15 protein-coding genes and 1 riboswitch are annotated in these 14013 nt (G+C 36.1%); of the genes, 14 read left to right on the top strand and 1 reads right to left on the bottom strand.

The features are described from left to right. Positions 1 to 13 precede the first annotated feature (13 nt). The 3 genes from rsmD to ACWTVK_RS02715 are packed head-to-tail and all read left to right on the top strand — an operon-like array spanning position 14 to position 1540. Positions 14 to 565 carry a 16S rRNA (guanine(966)-N(2))-methyltransferase RsmD gene (rsmD, locus tag ACWTVK_RS02725; RefSeq protein ID WP_119206423.1) on the top strand — a complete coding sequence of 184 codons (552 nt, stop codon included), beginning with the start codon at positions 14 to 16 and terminating at the stop codon, positions 563 to 565. 4 nt (positions 566 to 569) lie between these two features. Next, a complete protein-coding gene (coaD, locus tag ACWTVK_RS02720) occupies positions 570 to 1061 on the top strand; it encodes a pantetheine-phosphate adenylyltransferase (protein ID WP_119206422.1) in 492 nt (163 codons plus the stop codon). Between the two features lie 11 nt (positions 1062 to 1072). Further along, complete coding sequence (locus tag ACWTVK_RS02715) at positions 1073 to 1540, top strand: hypothetical protein (protein ID WP_005386756.1); 468 nt, start codon at positions 1073 to 1075, stop codon at positions 1538 to 1540. 41 nt (positions 1541 to 1581) lie between these two features. On the opposite strand, the gene ACWTVK_RS02710 is transcribed toward ACWTVK_RS02715, so the two are convergent. Then, the gene (locus ACWTVK_RS02710) at positions 1582 to 3297 is read right to left on the bottom strand and encodes an Rqc2 family fibronectin-binding protein (RefSeq protein ID WP_456045860.1); all 1716 of its coding nucleotides are present in this window, start codon (positions 3295 to 3297) and stop codon (positions 1582 to 1584) included. Between the two features lie 127 nt (positions 3298 to 3424). Here ACWTVK_RS02710 and ACWTVK_RS02705 point away from each other — a divergent pair, with 127 nt between their 5' ends. The 11 genes from ACWTVK_RS02705 (at position 3425) to rsmB (ending at position 14002) form a co-directional block, all read left to right on the top strand. Continuing rightward, a complete protein-coding gene (locus tag ACWTVK_RS02705) occupies positions 3425 to 4306 on the top strand; it encodes a YicC/YloC family endoribonuclease (RefSeq protein WP_119208187.1) in 882 nt (293 codons plus the stop codon). A 14-nt stretch (positions 4307 to 4320) separates the two neighbouring features. After that, positions 4321 to 4590, top strand: a complete 270-nt coding sequence (gene remA, locus ACWTVK_RS02700; RefSeq protein WP_005386753.1) for an extracellular matrix/biofilm regulator RemA — start codon at positions 4321 to 4323, stop codon at positions 4588 to 4590. Positions 4591 to 4598: 8 nt separating this feature from the next. After that, entirely contained in the window at positions 4599 to 5228 is a 630-nt protein-coding gene (gene gmk, locus ACWTVK_RS02695; RefSeq protein ID WP_105085555.1) for a guanylate kinase, read from the top strand. Between the two features lie 4 nt (positions 5229 to 5232). Then, the gene (gene rpoZ / locus ACWTVK_RS02690; protein ID WP_060924653.1) at positions 5233 to 5448 is read left to right on the top strand and encodes a DNA-directed RNA polymerase subunit omega; all 216 of its coding nucleotides are present in this window, start codon (positions 5233 to 5235) and stop codon (positions 5446 to 5448) included. Positions 5449 to 5501: 53 nt separating this feature from the next. After that, entirely contained in the window at positions 5502 to 6695 is a 1194-nt protein-coding gene (gene coaBC, locus ACWTVK_RS02685; protein ID WP_456045859.1) for a bifunctional phosphopantothenoylcysteine decarboxylase/phosphopantothenate--cysteine ligase CoaBC, read from the top strand. 101 nt (positions 6696 to 6796) lie between these two features. After that, positions 6797 to 6897: riboswitch (SAM riboswitch) on the top strand. A 49-nt stretch (positions 6898 to 6946) separates the two neighbouring features. Then, complete coding sequence (gene metK / locus ACWTVK_RS02680) at positions 6947 to 8137, top strand: methionine adenosyltransferase (RefSeq protein ID WP_105085557.1); 1191 nt, start codon at positions 6947 to 6949, stop codon at positions 8135 to 8137. A gap of 62 nt (positions 8138 to 8199) precedes the next feature. After that, positions 8200 to 10383 carry a replication restart helicase PriA gene (gene priA, locus ACWTVK_RS02675; protein WP_456045858.1) on the top strand — a complete coding sequence of 728 codons (2184 nt, stop codon included), beginning with the start codon at positions 8200 to 8202 and terminating at the stop codon, positions 10381 to 10383. Positions 10384 to 10396: 13 nt separating this feature from the next. Beyond that, on the top strand, positions 10397 to 10885 hold the full coding sequence (gene def, locus ACWTVK_RS02670; protein WP_005386746.1) for a peptide deformylase: 489 nt from the start codon (positions 10397 to 10399) through the stop codon (positions 10883 to 10885). Next, positions 10878 to 11888, top strand: coding sequence for a methionyl-tRNA formyltransferase (gene fmt, locus ACWTVK_RS02665; protein WP_456045857.1), 1011 nt, complete (start codon positions 10878 to 10880; stop codon positions 11886 to 11888). The genes def and fmt overlap by 8 nt, the downstream gene beginning before the upstream one ends. Next, positions 11872 to 12654 (top strand): DUF116 domain-containing protein, encoded by a 783-nt coding sequence (locus ACWTVK_RS02660; RefSeq protein WP_456045855.1) that lies wholly within the window; start codon positions 11872 to 11874, stop codon positions 12652 to 12654. Before fmt ends, ACWTVK_RS02660 begins: the two co-directional genes overlap by 17 nt. Further along, a complete protein-coding gene (rsmB, locus tag ACWTVK_RS02655; RefSeq protein WP_456045854.1) occupies positions 12647 to 14002 on the top strand; it encodes a 16S rRNA (cytosine(967)-C(5))-methyltransferase RsmB in 1356 nt (451 codons plus the stop codon). The genes ACWTVK_RS02660 and rsmB overlap by 8 nt, the downstream gene beginning before the upstream one ends. Positions 14003 to 14013 lie beyond the last annotated feature (11 nt).

Raw genomic sequence — 14013 nt, 5'->3', positions numbered from 1 at the left:
TTGTGAGGGTTGTATGCGAATTATTGGCGGAACTGCAAAGGGACATACTATAAAAGCACCTAAAGGGGTAGATACTAGACCTACACTTGATCGTGTACGTGAAAGTGTGTTTAACGTATTATCTAATAGAGGTATATTTGGTACTCATGTATTAGATATTTTTTCAGGTACAGGTGCAGTAGCTATTGAAGCCTTAAGTCGTGGTGCAGCACATGCAGTAGCGGTAGACTTTAAAACAGGAAGATTGATTTTAGAGAATGCCAAACATTGTCATGTGGAGGATCGGTTAGAAATCATTCCGAGGAAACTTTCACAATTAAAAAATTATATAATGGGACGACAGTTCGATTATATTTTTTCTGATCCACCATATGAAAATGGATTTATACAAGAGACCATAGATATGGTTGTAGACTGTGATTTATTAAAGCCTGATGGTGTTTTACTACTAGAGCACCATAAGGACGAGGCATTTACCTTGCCTGAATCATGGAAATGTATAAAAGAACAGAAATTTGGTTATACCATGGTTTCCTATTTTGTAAACACAGCTGAAAGGAGCTAAACCTGTGCGTATAGGTGTATGTCCGGGTAGTTTTGACCCAGTAACAAATGGACATGTTGATATTTTTGAACGAGGCAGTCGATTAGTTGATAAATTAATCATTGCTGTCAGCTCTAACCCAAATAAAAATTCCTTATTTACCATGGAAGAACGGGTTGAGATGATTCAAAATTCTGTCAAACATATTCCTAATGTTGAAATTGATTGTACAGGTGGTCTACTTAACAAGTATGTTAAATCTAAGAATGCGACTATCATCATTCGAGGATTGCGAGCTTTAAGTGACTTTGAATATGAATTTCAACGTGCGTTGTTTGCAAAATATTTGGATGATGATATTGAAACTGTATTTATTATGACAAATAACAAATACTCTTTCGTCAGCTCCACAGGTATTCGTGAACTTGCAAAATTTGGTGGTAAGCTAGATGGTTTAGTTCCGGATGATGTTAAGGAAAAACTTGAAGAACGCTTTAATACGGTCCATAATAAATAGGGGTGAAATGTATGAAAACAGAAAAATTATTAGAAGATTTAGAGGTTCTTATTGAATCTAGCAGCCGTATTCCTATGACTACAAAACGTATGGTTGAGGAAGACGAAATTATGCGTATTATTGATTCTATTCAAGAGTCTTTACCATTGGAACTTGAAGAGTCTCGTCGTATTGTAGCCGATAAAGATAAAGTACTAGCTGATGCTCAACGTCAAGCTGAAACTTTAATTGATCAAGCTAAAGACTACATTGCTAAATTAACTGCTGAAAGTGAACTAGTTAAACAAGCTCAAGAACAAGCTAATCAAATTATCAATGCAGCTAACCAATCCTCTGAGGAATTGAAATCCAGTTCCATTCAATATGCTGGTGATGTTCTTAAATATGTGGAAAACAATTTAGAAAAAACATTGGAAAGCTTACGTCAAAATCGTGAAAGTTTGAAACAAACTGAACAACGTACAGAAGAAAACCAATAATATTATAAGAAAAGAAGCGAAGGATTTCCTTCGCTTCTTTTTTATTCATTATAATTATCAGGCTTTTTAGGTTCTACGATCATTGTTTGGTGAGTATTAAAAATAACAAAACCAAGTGGAGACCCTGGTGGCTTTTTGATATTTTTAATGTATGTATAATCTACAGGTACTTTGCTGCTTTCACGTGCCTTACTAAAGTAGGCTGCGTATTGAGCAACTTTAGATAGAATCATATCATCAGGCTCTACATTCAGTCTTAATATGAGATGTGAACCTTGAATATCTTGTGTATGGAACCAAATATCTGTTGGTTTCGCAAATCGATGAGTCAAATATTCATTTTGTTGATTGTTACGGCCAATAAATATTTCACCTTCATCGATGGTTAAATGAATGTAATTTGATTTACCTAATTTATATGATAATGGCTTCTTCGATTTTTTGATAATGCCTGCATCCATACATTCTTTACGAATTTCTTCTAAGCTTTCACGGGTAGTGGCTAATGAAATACTATATAAAATTGATTTGAGATATTCAAGTTTTGTAGTACTAGCATTAAGTTGATATTCACCACTGACCTTACGATTTTTTAATTTAGTATAGAGCTTATAATACCATTGACCGTTTTCTACAATTGTCAGATTTGGCTTTAGAGGAATTGTTAATAATTCTCCATCTTCAGAAAGAAGATTTGGTAATTGGATAGAAGGTTCATATTGAACTTGTAAGTGAGCATTAATCATTAAGATATCACCATATAGTTTATATGTATCCATTTTATTGGTGTCATCTAATTCATCTTTAATCTTTTGATGACGACCTTCTTCTTTTTTTATGGCTGCTGTTAAGATCTTTTCTAGTTCTTTATCTGCAGTGTGAATGGATTTTGTATTATGAATTGATTCTTCTAAGGCTTCTGAAATCGTACTATATTCTTTAAGTACTTTATAATTTTGTAGGATAAAAGTGGCATGTGCTTTTTTATTATTATCATTAATTAAAGTAAGCAAACCATTACTTTCATTGAGCTTAATTTTTAACTCATATAACGCCTTAGCTAAGGCATCAACTTGCGTGGGAATTAAGTCACTTATGATCTCATTACCGCTAAGATTTGAAGTCAATAATACTTCATCCAACAAAGGTTTACCAAAACCGTTAAAGATGGCACGTATAGATTGTTGTACAGTGCCATCACCGAAGGAGGTAAGTAAATTTTTGATTTCATCATAATCAAAATCCATTAAACTTACACGATTAGCATTAGGTGGTAATTCATAGTGTAGTTTAGGACTTATAGAACGTTCACGATTCATTAAAGGAGATACGTGAATTAAAGATTCTAGAATAACTCCATCTTGAACAAAGATACAGTTTGAATACTTGCCCATTAGTTCCACATAAATAAATGTACTCGTAATAGAACCATCCATTTCAAGCTTATCCGTTTGGATGCACATAATCCGGTCACCATTGATTTGTTCAACCTTTACAATACGGCTACCCTCAATATGTTTGCGAAGAAACATACATAGAGAACTAGGTTCCTTTGGTAAATCTTGAATAGGTTTACTGAGATATATTGCAGGGGTTGCACCAACAGTGATGACCAAGCTTTGATCTTCGTTAAGTGCACGAATTTTAAATAGTAATGTAGTTTTATCTATTTGATATAATTTTTGTATTTGACCTGTTTGTAATCGCTCATTTAATTCTTTAGCGAGAACAGACATGGTAAGTCCGTCTAAATTCATAGTACTCCTTTCAATTCTATTTAGAAGTATAGTTTAGTATAACATAATGCACATATAATTCTTAGTATTTAAACACGGAATGTATAATTCGTGGTACAATAATAAAAACTGCTAAGGAGGATATCATATGAAAAGTATGACCGGTTTTGGTTCTGGTACGGCGACCAAAGATGGCATTACCTGTACGGTAGAAATTAAGTCTGTAAATGCACGATTCTTGGATTTATTTATACGTAGTCCAAAGCAAATCAACCCTTTTGAAAGTATTATTCGTGGATTAGTACAAGATCGGATTACTCGTGGTAAAGTTGAAGTATCTGTTTCTATTCAGGATGCAGGGGAAAGACCTAAAACCTTTACAATAAATAGTGTGTTGAGAAAGCAGATACAAGAATTGCTTGTTCAAGAAGAGTTTTATGATGACCCTAAAAAAGTGCCTTTACAAGCGGTCAATTCCATTTCTAATGAATGGATACAACAACAAGATACTCCGATTGCAGAAGATGTGCTTTCAGAAATAGTACAAGAATCTACAAACCAAGCACTAGATGCCTTAATAACAATGCGTACTATAGAAGGTAAACATATTGAACAAGATTTATTGTCTCGTATTACTACTTTGGAAAATATAATCAAGAGTATTGATGAGAAAAAGGCCGGTGCTGTAGATGCGTATCGTGAGCATATAAAGGGAAAAATTCAAGAATATTTAGTGTCTTTAGAGGCGAGTATAAGTGAAGATCGTTTTTTGCAGGAAATTGCTTTATTAGCTGATAAGACTGATATTACGGAAGAGATTGTCCGATTTACCTCACATGTGGTACAATTAAAAAACACACTTGTAGATGAGAATTCCATTGGTCGTAAGGTGGATTTTATTTTGCAAGAAATGAATCGTGAAGTGAATACAATTGGTTCCAAAGCTATGGATTCAAGTATTACAGAGTTTGTGGTTCAGCTAAAATGTGAGTTAGAGAAAATTAGAGAACAAGTACAGAATGTAGAGTAATAGGAGGTCCATAAATGAGTATTCAGTTATTGAATATAGGCTTTGGTAATATGGTATCTGCTAACCGTGTTATGGCTATTATTAGTCCCGAATCTGCACCGATAAAACGTATGGTTCAAGATGCGCGTGACAAGGGCCTACTCATTGATGCTACATATGGTCGTAAGACTCGTGCTGTATTAGTTATGGATAGTGGTCAAATTGTATTATCTGCAATTCAACCAGAAACCGTAGCACATCGACTTGTGCAATATGATGTAGACGAAGATACAGTAGAATCATAGGAGTACATATGTCAGACAGAGGATTATTAATCGTTATATCCGGGCCATCTGGCGCAGGTAAAGGTACGATTTGTGCGAATATTCGAAAGGAAATGCCTAATTTAGTATATTCCGTTTCAATGACCACACGGGCACCTCGTGTTGGTGAAGTGGAAGGGATTAATTACTTCTTTCGCTCGAAAGAAGAGTTTGAAACTCTATTAAGTGAAGATGCATTTTTAGAATATGCAAAAGTATATGATAATTACTACGGTACACCGAAGCAACATGTAATGGATTTATTGGATGATGGTAAAAGTGTACTGTTAGAAATTGATATTCAAGGTGCTATGCAAGTAAAAGAACGTTTTAGTGATGCTGTATTTATCTATATAGTACCACCATCATTAACTGAGTTATCTGAGCGCTTACATAATCGCGGTACAGATGCGAAAGAAGTTATTGATAAACGGTTGTCATTAGCTTGTTCTGAATTGGCATTAGCTCATCGATATGACTATATAGTTGTAAATGATGATCTCGGAGAGGCATCTGAGAAGGTTGCATCTATCTTACGAGCTGAATCCTGTAAGATTAGTCGCAATAAAGAGCAAATTCAATTTATTTATAAACAGTATCAAGAGTCTAAGGAGAAGTGATAGTATGATGGTAAAACCTCCATTGAAAAAATTGGAAAATCAAGTAGATAGTAAATATACTTTGGTAACATTGGCAGCTAAACGTGCTCGTGAATTAACAGATGGCGAGCCATGCTTAGCTGAATCTACACATGCAACTGACAAGCCTGTATCCTTGGCATTCTATGAAATCGCCGAAGGTGAAGTAACTTATAAACGCACTAAAGAAGGCATTAAATAAGAACAACAATTCCTTGTATCATTGATACAAGGAATTTTTAAAAGGAGAAGAAAATGCGAGGAAAACATATCATTGTCGCTGTATCTGCAGGTATTGCCGCATATAAGGCAATTGAAGTAGTGAGCAGGCTTCGTAAAAAAGGTGCTGAAGTAAAGGTGGTTATGACTCAAAATTCCACTCATATAGCTTCACCTCTTACATTTGGTGAAATTAGTGGACATCCTGTAGCTATCGACATGTTTGAACAAGTACATCAATGGGATGTGGAGCATATTGCATTAGCTACATGGGCAGATGCATATGTGGTTGTTCCAGCTACGGCAAATGTAATTGGTAAAATATATGCCGGTATTGCAGATGATATGCTAACAACAACAATAATGGCTACTAAGGCTCCAAAATATCTTTGCCCTGCTATGAATACAGAAATGTATAACAATCCGATTACTCAACGTAATTTGGAAGGTTTACGTTCTCTTGGCTACCATATTATGGAACCTGCTGAAGGATGGCTTGCTTGTGGGGTTACCGGTATAGGACGTTTACCAGAGCCTGAAGCCATTGTAGATTGGCTTGAATCACAGATGTGCAAATCTAATGAACTTGAAGGTATTACAGTGCTTGTTACAGCCGGTGGTACACAAGAGAATATTGATCCTGTTCGTTATATCGGTAATCGGTCGAGTGGAAAGATGGGGTATGCTATTGCTGAGCAAGCAGCCCGGATGGGGGCTAACGTTATTTTGATCAGTGCACCCACATCTTTAGCCGTACCTAGTGGAGTAGATTTTGTTCCTGTTGACTCTGCTTTATCTATGCAAAATGCTGTTGAATCTCGATATGGCGAGGTAGATGTGGTTATCATGGCGGCAGCAGTATCTGATTTTAGAGTTCTTCACAAGGCAAAACAAAAAATAAAGAAAATGGAGTCCATGACATTAGAACTTGTTAAAAATCCAGATATATTACAAGGTTTAGGTGCTAAAAAGAATCATCAAATTCTTGTAGGTTTTGCAGCAGAAACTGAGCATGTTATTAAATACGGTCAAGATAAGGTTACTAGAAAAAATTTAGATATGCTCGTAGCAAATGATGTTAGTAAATCTAATGCAGGCTTTAATGTAGATACAAATGAAGGATACTTCTTATATCCTCATAAAGATCCTAAAGAAATGCCTAATATGAAAAAATCTGAATTGGCCCATAATATTATGAAAGAAGTTGTGGAATTAGTAAAAAATAAATAACACGATACATGAGAGAATCTTATGTTTGTAGTTTGTAATTGATAGAAAGATATGTAATAATGACTTGCTTTATCAATGTAAATACACTATAATATTTCTGTAACTCATCAAGAGTAGTGGAGGGATAGGCCCTGTGAAGCTACAGCAACCATTCCAAGAGGAAAAGGTGCTAATTCCTATGACAAATGTCGTTAGATGGGAGGGTCTCTCATGAGTACATGAGAGGCTTTTTTTCGTATTAGGAGGATAAAATGGCTGAAAAACATATGTTTTTTACTTCTGAATCTGTTACTGAAGGCCATCCAGATAAAATAGCTGACCAAATTTCTGACGCTGTTTTGGATGCGATTATTGAAAAGGATCCAACTGCTCGTGTAGCTTGTGAAACTTTAGTTACTACTGGTCTAGTTCATGTAGTAGGTGAAATATCTACTAATACATATGTAGATATTCCTCGCATCGTACGTGATACAGTTCGTGAAATTGGTTATACACGTGCAAAATTTGGCTTTGACTGCGACACTTGCGGTGTACTTGTTTCTATTGATGAACAATCTGCTGATATTGCGATGGGCGTAGATGAAGCTCTTGAATCTAAAGATGGTAATGGTGAAGCACTAGATAAAATCGGTGCTGGTGACCAAGGTATGATGTTTGGTTATGCATCTAATGAAACACCTGAACTTATGCCAATGCCTATTTCTTTGGCTCATCGTTTATCCCGTCGTCTTACAGAAGTTCGTAAAGACGGCACGTTAACTTACCTTCGTCCAGATGGTAAAACTCAAGTGACTGTTGAATATGTTGATGGTAAACCAAAACGTATTGATACAATTGTTATCTCTACGCAACATAGCCCTGAAGTTACGCAAGAACAAATTAAAGCTGATTTAAAACGCTTTGTTATCGACGCAGCATTGCCTGCTGAATTTGTTGATGAAAACACAAAATATTTCATTAACCCAACTGGCCGTTTCGTAATCGGTGGTCCTCATGGTGATGCTGGTTTAACTGGCCGTAAAATCATCGTAGATACTTATGGTGGTATGGCTCGTCATGGTGGCGGCGCTTTCTCTGGTAAGGATCCATCCAAGGTGGACCGCTCTGCGGCATATGCAGCTCGTTATGTAGCTAAAAACGTTGTTGCAGCAGGTCTTGCTGATAAATGTGAGGTACAAGTTGCTTACGCAATCGGCGTTGCTCATCCTGTATCTATCTTAGTTGATACCTTTGGTACAGGTCATGTTGAGGAAACTAAAATTCAAGAACTCGTTAAGAAACATTTCGACCTTCGTCCAGCAGGTATTATAGAAATGCTTGATTTGTTAAAACCTCATTATCGCAAAACTGCAGCATATGGTCACTTCGGTAGAACTGATGTAGATTTACCTTGGGAACGTACTGACAAAGCAGCAATTTTAAAAGCTGAAGCTGGCTTATAATACAAAAGGTCTTAGTAGAATTTCTACTGAGACCTTTTATAGTAAATGAAAGGATATAATGTATGCGTGTCGCAAAAGTTATTATTAATAGAGCGGCCAAACAACTTCATAAACCGTTAAGCTACTTAATGCCTGAAAAGTTTGGTAATGTCTTACCTGGTACACGTGTACTTATTCCTTTAGGCAATAGTCGCGAAGAGGGAATCCTCATTGGTTATGAAGAATTAAGAGAGCCCCCTGAGTTTACATTGCGAAATATTGTTCAAGTATTAGACAATGAACCTTGGTTCACACCTGAAATGATGGATACTGCTCGTCGTTTAAATGAATATTATTTATTTTCTTATGGCGATGCATTGCGCTTATTTACAGTTAATAAAACCCTAAAATCTTATGAAGCGCCTAAGGAAGAATGGCTTGTCGTTACACCTGCTTTCACGGTAGAACAATTTAGTGAACGAAAAAAGAAACAACGAGATTTGGCAAAATATTTACTTGAAGTAGGGGGCGCATCAAAAGCTTTATTATTGGCTAAAGGTTTTTCTCGAATGGTCATTAAACAAGTTAGTGAAGCTAAGGGGATTACTATTGAATCTAGATTTAAAGCAACAAAAACTTCTTTTGATGAACTATTTACAGAAGAAGTAAATATACCATTGACTGATGCACAACAAGCTGTGTATGAACCTATAAAAATGGTGATGAATACACATCAGCATAAAACCTTTTTGTTGCATGGTGTAACAGGTAGTGGAAAAACCCAATTGTATTTAAAAGCTACGGCAAAATGTATTAGCCAAGATAAAACTGCTATTATTCTGGTTCCAGAAATTATTTTGACAGATCAGATAGTGCGTCGTTTTGTAGAAACCTTTGGTGATGAAGTTGTAGTATTTCATAGTAAGTTAACAGTTCAACAACGCAATAATAACTGGGAGCGTTTACGTCGGAAGGATAGTCATATTATCATTGGTGCACGATCAGCAGTATTTGCTCCAGCTGAGGACATTGGACTTATCGTAGTAGATGAAGAGCATGATACTTCTTATAAGCAAGAGGACATGGTTCGTTACCATGCTAGAAATGTTGCATTATGGCGTGGGGAAGCACATGGTTGTCCTGTAATACTAGGTTCTGCAACACCATCTGTAACCTCCTATTACAAAGCTAAGCAAGGGGAGTATCATTTGCTTGAATTACCACATCGTATTTTTGAACAACCAATGCCAAAAGTAACTATTGTGGACATGAAGGAAGAAATTCTTCATGGCAACTATTCTGTTTTTTCTGATGCTATGAGTAGCTTAATTCAAAAAACATTGAATGAACATAACCAAATGATTATTCTATTGAACAGACGTGGTTATAGTACCTTTGTAATGTGTCGCGATTGCGGGGAAACTATTATGTGTCCTCATTGTGATGTAGCTATGGTGTATCACCAAGCAGGTGAAGAATTGCGGTGCCATTATTGTGAACATCATGAACCAATTCCTACTATATGTCCTAATTGTAATAGTAAACGCATTAAATTCTTTGGATCAGGTACACAAAAGGTAGAGGAAGAGTTGCGACGTCATTTTAAATCGGCTCGCATTGCCCGCCTTGATCAAGACGTAACTAAAAACAAACAATTAGCAGAAGATATTTTACATGATTTTGGGACTCATAAATATGACATCTTACTGGGAACACAAATGGTGTCAAAAGGTCATGACTTTAAAGATGTAACAGCTGTTGGTATTTTAACAGCTGATTCAGTTTTAAATATTCCTGTATATTCAGCATCCGAAAGAACTTTTGATTTACTTACACAGACATCTGGCAGGGCTGGTCGTGGTGATAAACCGGGCAGTGTAGTAATACAAACATATAATCCGTTAAATTATGCTATAATAAAGAGTAAGGCTCATGATTATGTAGGCTTTTACAATGAAGAAATTCAAAATCGTAAAGCCTTAGGATATCCTCCATTTAGAGAGATGATACATATGGTAGTGCGTCATCAGAATATGGACACATTGGAGACCATTGCTAATCGCATTGTAAGCGATTTAGAGGCTCATAAAGGTGATACCGATATTCTTATTAATGGACCTTATGAAGCAAGTATCAAAAAAGTACGGGATATGTATCGTTTAGCGATTATGATTCGAGGTACTGACTTATCAAATTTAAAAGAATATATATATAATTCATGGATCTTCACACAAGAAGGACTTTTGATTGATGTAGATCCTGTTTAGTATAGGAGTATAAATGGCAGTATTAGATGTTGTGAAAGCAGGTCACCCCGTTTTAAAACAAATTGCGGAACCTGTAGAACATGTTAATAAAAAACTTAGAGCCCTTATCGATGATATGGCGGAAACAATGTATGAGACTGAAGGCGTTGGACTTGCTGCACCTCAAGTAGCGGTGTCAAAACGAATTATCGTCGTAGATGATCATGCCGGTAGTGGTCTCATTGCATTAATTAATCCTGAAATTACACATGCTGAGGGATCTCAAGTGGGACCAGAGGGTTGTTTAAGTGTACCAGGGTATTTTGGCGATGTGGAAAGATTCGACAAAATTACCGTTAAAGGTATAGACCCTCATAATAAAAAGGTAACAATTAAAGCTGAAGGATTTTTAGCGCGTATTTTTCAACATGAGATTGATCATTTAGAAGGTCATTTGTTTATTGAAAAAGCAACTAACTTACGATTGATTACTGATCACCCAGAGGAGAAAGAAATTGTCTAATCAAAAACAATTGCGCGTCGTATTTATGGGGACTCCTGACTTTTCGGTTCCTACTTTGGAAGCATTAATAAAGGCTGGTCACTCTATTGTTGGTGTATACTGTCAGCCAGATAAACAAAAAGGTCGTGGTAAACAAGTTCAAATGCCACCTGTAAAAGTGGCAGCTTTAAAACATAATTTACCTGTATTCCAACCGGTAACATTACGTGATGAACAAGTACAAGCAGAATTAGAAGCATTAAAACCCGATGTAGTAGTAGTTATTGCATACGGTAAAATCTTACCGCCTTGGCTTATTCGATTGCCTCAATATGGGTGTATCAATGTACATGCTTCTATTTTGCCTAATTATAGAGGGGCTGCACCGATTCACTATGCCATTTTAAATGGAGATACTAAAACAGGTGTTACCATTATGCATATGGATGACGGTCTTGATACAGGTGATATCATCGATATCGTGGAGACTGACATTTTACCAGGTGAAACGACAGGACAACTATTTGAACGTATAGCTGTACTTGGGGGTGAAACTATAGTTCCTATATTAGATCGTTGGGTTAATGGAGAAATTGTGGCTACTCCACAAGATGATACAATGGCAACACACACTGCTAAGATTACAAAGGAAATGGGGCAGATCGACTGGTCTAAGCCTGCTAATAAAATTGTAAATCTCATTAGAGGACTTAATCCAGCACCTGGATGTTATACTTACCTCGATGGAAAACGTTTAAAAGTATGGTCTGGAGAAGTAGTTCCAAGTGATACGACTCATTGCTTGATAAATATTCATGGAAAACTTGTTTCAATTGCGTTATCAGCTGAAACTAGACCTGGTACAGTCGTATCTAAAATAGCGGGTTTAGGCGTATTCTGTGGGGATGGAAATATAATTTTATTGACAGAAGTCCAACCAGAAAATAAAAAGCGCATTTCTGCTATTGATTTTATTAATGGACATCAGATAAAGGAAGGTATCGTTTTTGGAGACTCAATATAAGCAGTACGAAACGTATCCATTATACCTGATATTATCATCAATTACATGTGCCATAATTACTGTAATTATGGGATTTCTAATGTATATATTAGAGCCTGGACTTTCACAATTACATCCTATAGCACCCATAATAAGTACAGTGATTTTTTCTGTATGCATTTGTGTTATATGGTTATTGTGCGCATCCTTAATTATTGCTAGTTTCGGTATACTACGGTTACATCCTATTGTTTTAAGGCTTGCTAACCAGTTTATATATGGACTGTTTCCAGTGTCCCTATTGATTGGTAAAGTGAGAGGGGTTACTAAGGATCAATTGCGTCAGTCTATGATTGACTTGATTAATCATCTAGTGATGCTTGATATGTATACAGTTGATCCAGAACGTATATTGTTATTGACACCTCATTGTTTACAAGAAAGTTCTTGTGTTCATAAGGTTACACATGATGTGTACAATTGTAAGCAATGTGGTAGATGCCAAGTTGGAAGTTTATTGCAAATTGCTAAAGAGTATGGCTGTCAATTTATAGTGGTAACAGGTGGTACATTAGCGCGAATGAAGGTAAAAGAAGCACGACCGAAGGCTATTGTAGCTATTGCTTGTGAACGTGATTTAGCAAGTGGCATGGCTGATGTATTTCCCATACCTGTCATTGGCGTTTTAAATGAAAGACCTAATGGGCCGTGTTGCAATACTACAGTAGATCCTGAACGTGTTCGAGCAGCAGTTGAACAATTAATTGGTAGGAAAAACGATGACTGAAGTTAAAACGAATCAACAACTAAATATTCGATTGCTCGCAGTGAAAGCTTTGAGTGATATTAATCGTAATGGTGCTTATGCTAATATCAAGTTACAAGAGTATTTACAAAAATATCATTTATCCGATTTAGATCGAAGGTTTTTCACGGAGTTGGTCTATGGTATCATCCGTAGAAAAAATTATTTAGATGCCATTATTGTTCATTTCGCGAAAAGACCATTAAAGAAATTATCGTCCATGGTTGTAGAAATTCTTAGACTTGGCATTTATCAAATTATCTATATGGATAAAGTCCCTGAAAGTGCAGCGGTCAATGAATCTGTAAAACTGGCAAAAAAGTTAACTAGAGGATTATCTGGCTTTGTAAATGCCGTATTACGTTCAGTATTACGTGAAAGTGATACTATTTCTATTGGTGAACTTGCTAAGTCTGAGGCTGAAGAAATTTCTTTCATTTATAATCAACCTTTATGGTTAGTTAATTTATGGATGAATGAAATGGGGAAGGATAAGACTATAGATCTTTGTGCTTGGTTTAATGAACAACCTCGTTTGACAGCACGTATAAATACTGTAAAAGTATCTATTGAGGATTGTTTAAAAGAACTACGAGATTTAGGTTGGACTATTGAACAGGACAATGATATTCACGAAGTAGTCTATATTGATAGTCACCAAGGTCAATTAGAAAGAGTAAAACCAGTTATAGAAGGTCATATTACCTTTATGGATAAAGCATCTATGCTAGTTGCTCATGTAGTAGACCCCCAACCAGGGGACCGTATCTTGGATTGCTGTGCTGCACCAGGTGGTAAGTCTATGCATATGGCAAGTCTCATGAATAATACGGGGGCTATTATGAGTTGTGATATATACGATCATAAATTGGAGCTTATGAATCAAAATGCTGAACGACTTGGAGTATCCATAGTTTCAACTAAGCTACAAGACGGTCGTTATTTACCCGATCATTGGAAAAAACAATTCGATCGCGTCTTAGTAGATGCACCGTGTTCTGGTCTTGGCATATTACAAAAAAAGTTGGATATGCGTTGGCGTAAAACACAATCTTTACTTACTGACTTGCCTCCATTACAGCTTGAAATATTAGAAAAAGCTGCTGAAATGGTTAAAGTTGATGGATATTTAGTATACTCTACTTGTACTATCAATAGTGGGGAAAATGAGGATGTACTAGAAAAATTCCTAGCAACTCATAAGAACTTTATCATTGATCCTGTATCATTTGATGGATTGCCACAAGCTGTAGAGGGTATGATTACAACATATCCGCCACGAGATCAGATGGATGGATTCTTTATGGCTCGTGTAAAACGCATATCATAATAATAGAAATG

The organism is Veillonella sp. Ser01, from assembly GCF_053850375.1.
This window is presented reverse-complemented; position numbering and strand designations above follow the sequence as displayed.

Bases quoted from the DNA above. Each gene is read 5' to 3' on its own strand.
- rsmD (WP_119206423.1), top strand. From the start codon at position 14: ATGCGAATTATTGGCGGAACTGCAAAGGGACATACTATAAAAGCACCT.
- ACWTVK_RS02715 (WP_005386756.1), top strand. From the start codon at position 1,073: ATGAAAACAGAAAAATTATTAGAAGATTTAGAGGTTCTTATTGAATCT.
- ACWTVK_RS02710 (WP_456045860.1), bottom strand. From the start codon at position 3,297: ATGAATTTAGACGGACTTACCATGTCTGTTCTCGCTAAAGAATTAAAT.
- ACWTVK_RS02705 (WP_119208187.1), top strand. From the start codon at position 3,425: ATGAAAAGTATGACCGGTTTTGGTTCTGGTACGGCGACCAAAGATGGC.
- remA (WP_005386753.1), top strand. From the start codon at position 4,321: ATGAGTATTCAGTTATTGAATATAGGCTTTGGTAATATGGTATCTGCT.
- gmk (WP_105085555.1), top strand. From the start codon at position 4,599: ATGTCAGACAGAGGATTATTAATCGTTATATCCGGGCCATCTGGCGCA.
- rpoZ (WP_060924653.1), top strand. From the start codon at position 5,233: ATGATGGTAAAACCTCCATTGAAAAAATTGGAAAATCAAGTAGATAGT.
- coaBC (WP_456045859.1), top strand. From the start codon at position 5,502: ATGCGAGGAAAACATATCATTGTCGCTGTATCTGCAGGTATTGCCGCA.
- metK (WP_105085557.1), top strand. From the start codon at position 6,947: ATGGCTGAAAAACATATGTTTTTTACTTCTGAATCTGTTACTGAAGGC.
- priA (WP_456045858.1), top strand. From the start codon at position 8,200: ATGCGTGTCGCAAAAGTTATTATTAATAGAGCGGCCAAACAACTTCAT.
- def (WP_005386746.1), top strand. From the start codon at position 10,397: ATGGCAGTATTAGATGTTGTGAAAGCAGGTCACCCCGTTTTAAAACAA.
- rsmB (WP_456045854.1), top strand. From the start codon at position 12,647: ATGACTGAAGTTAAAACGAATCAACAACTAAATATTCGATTGCTCGCA.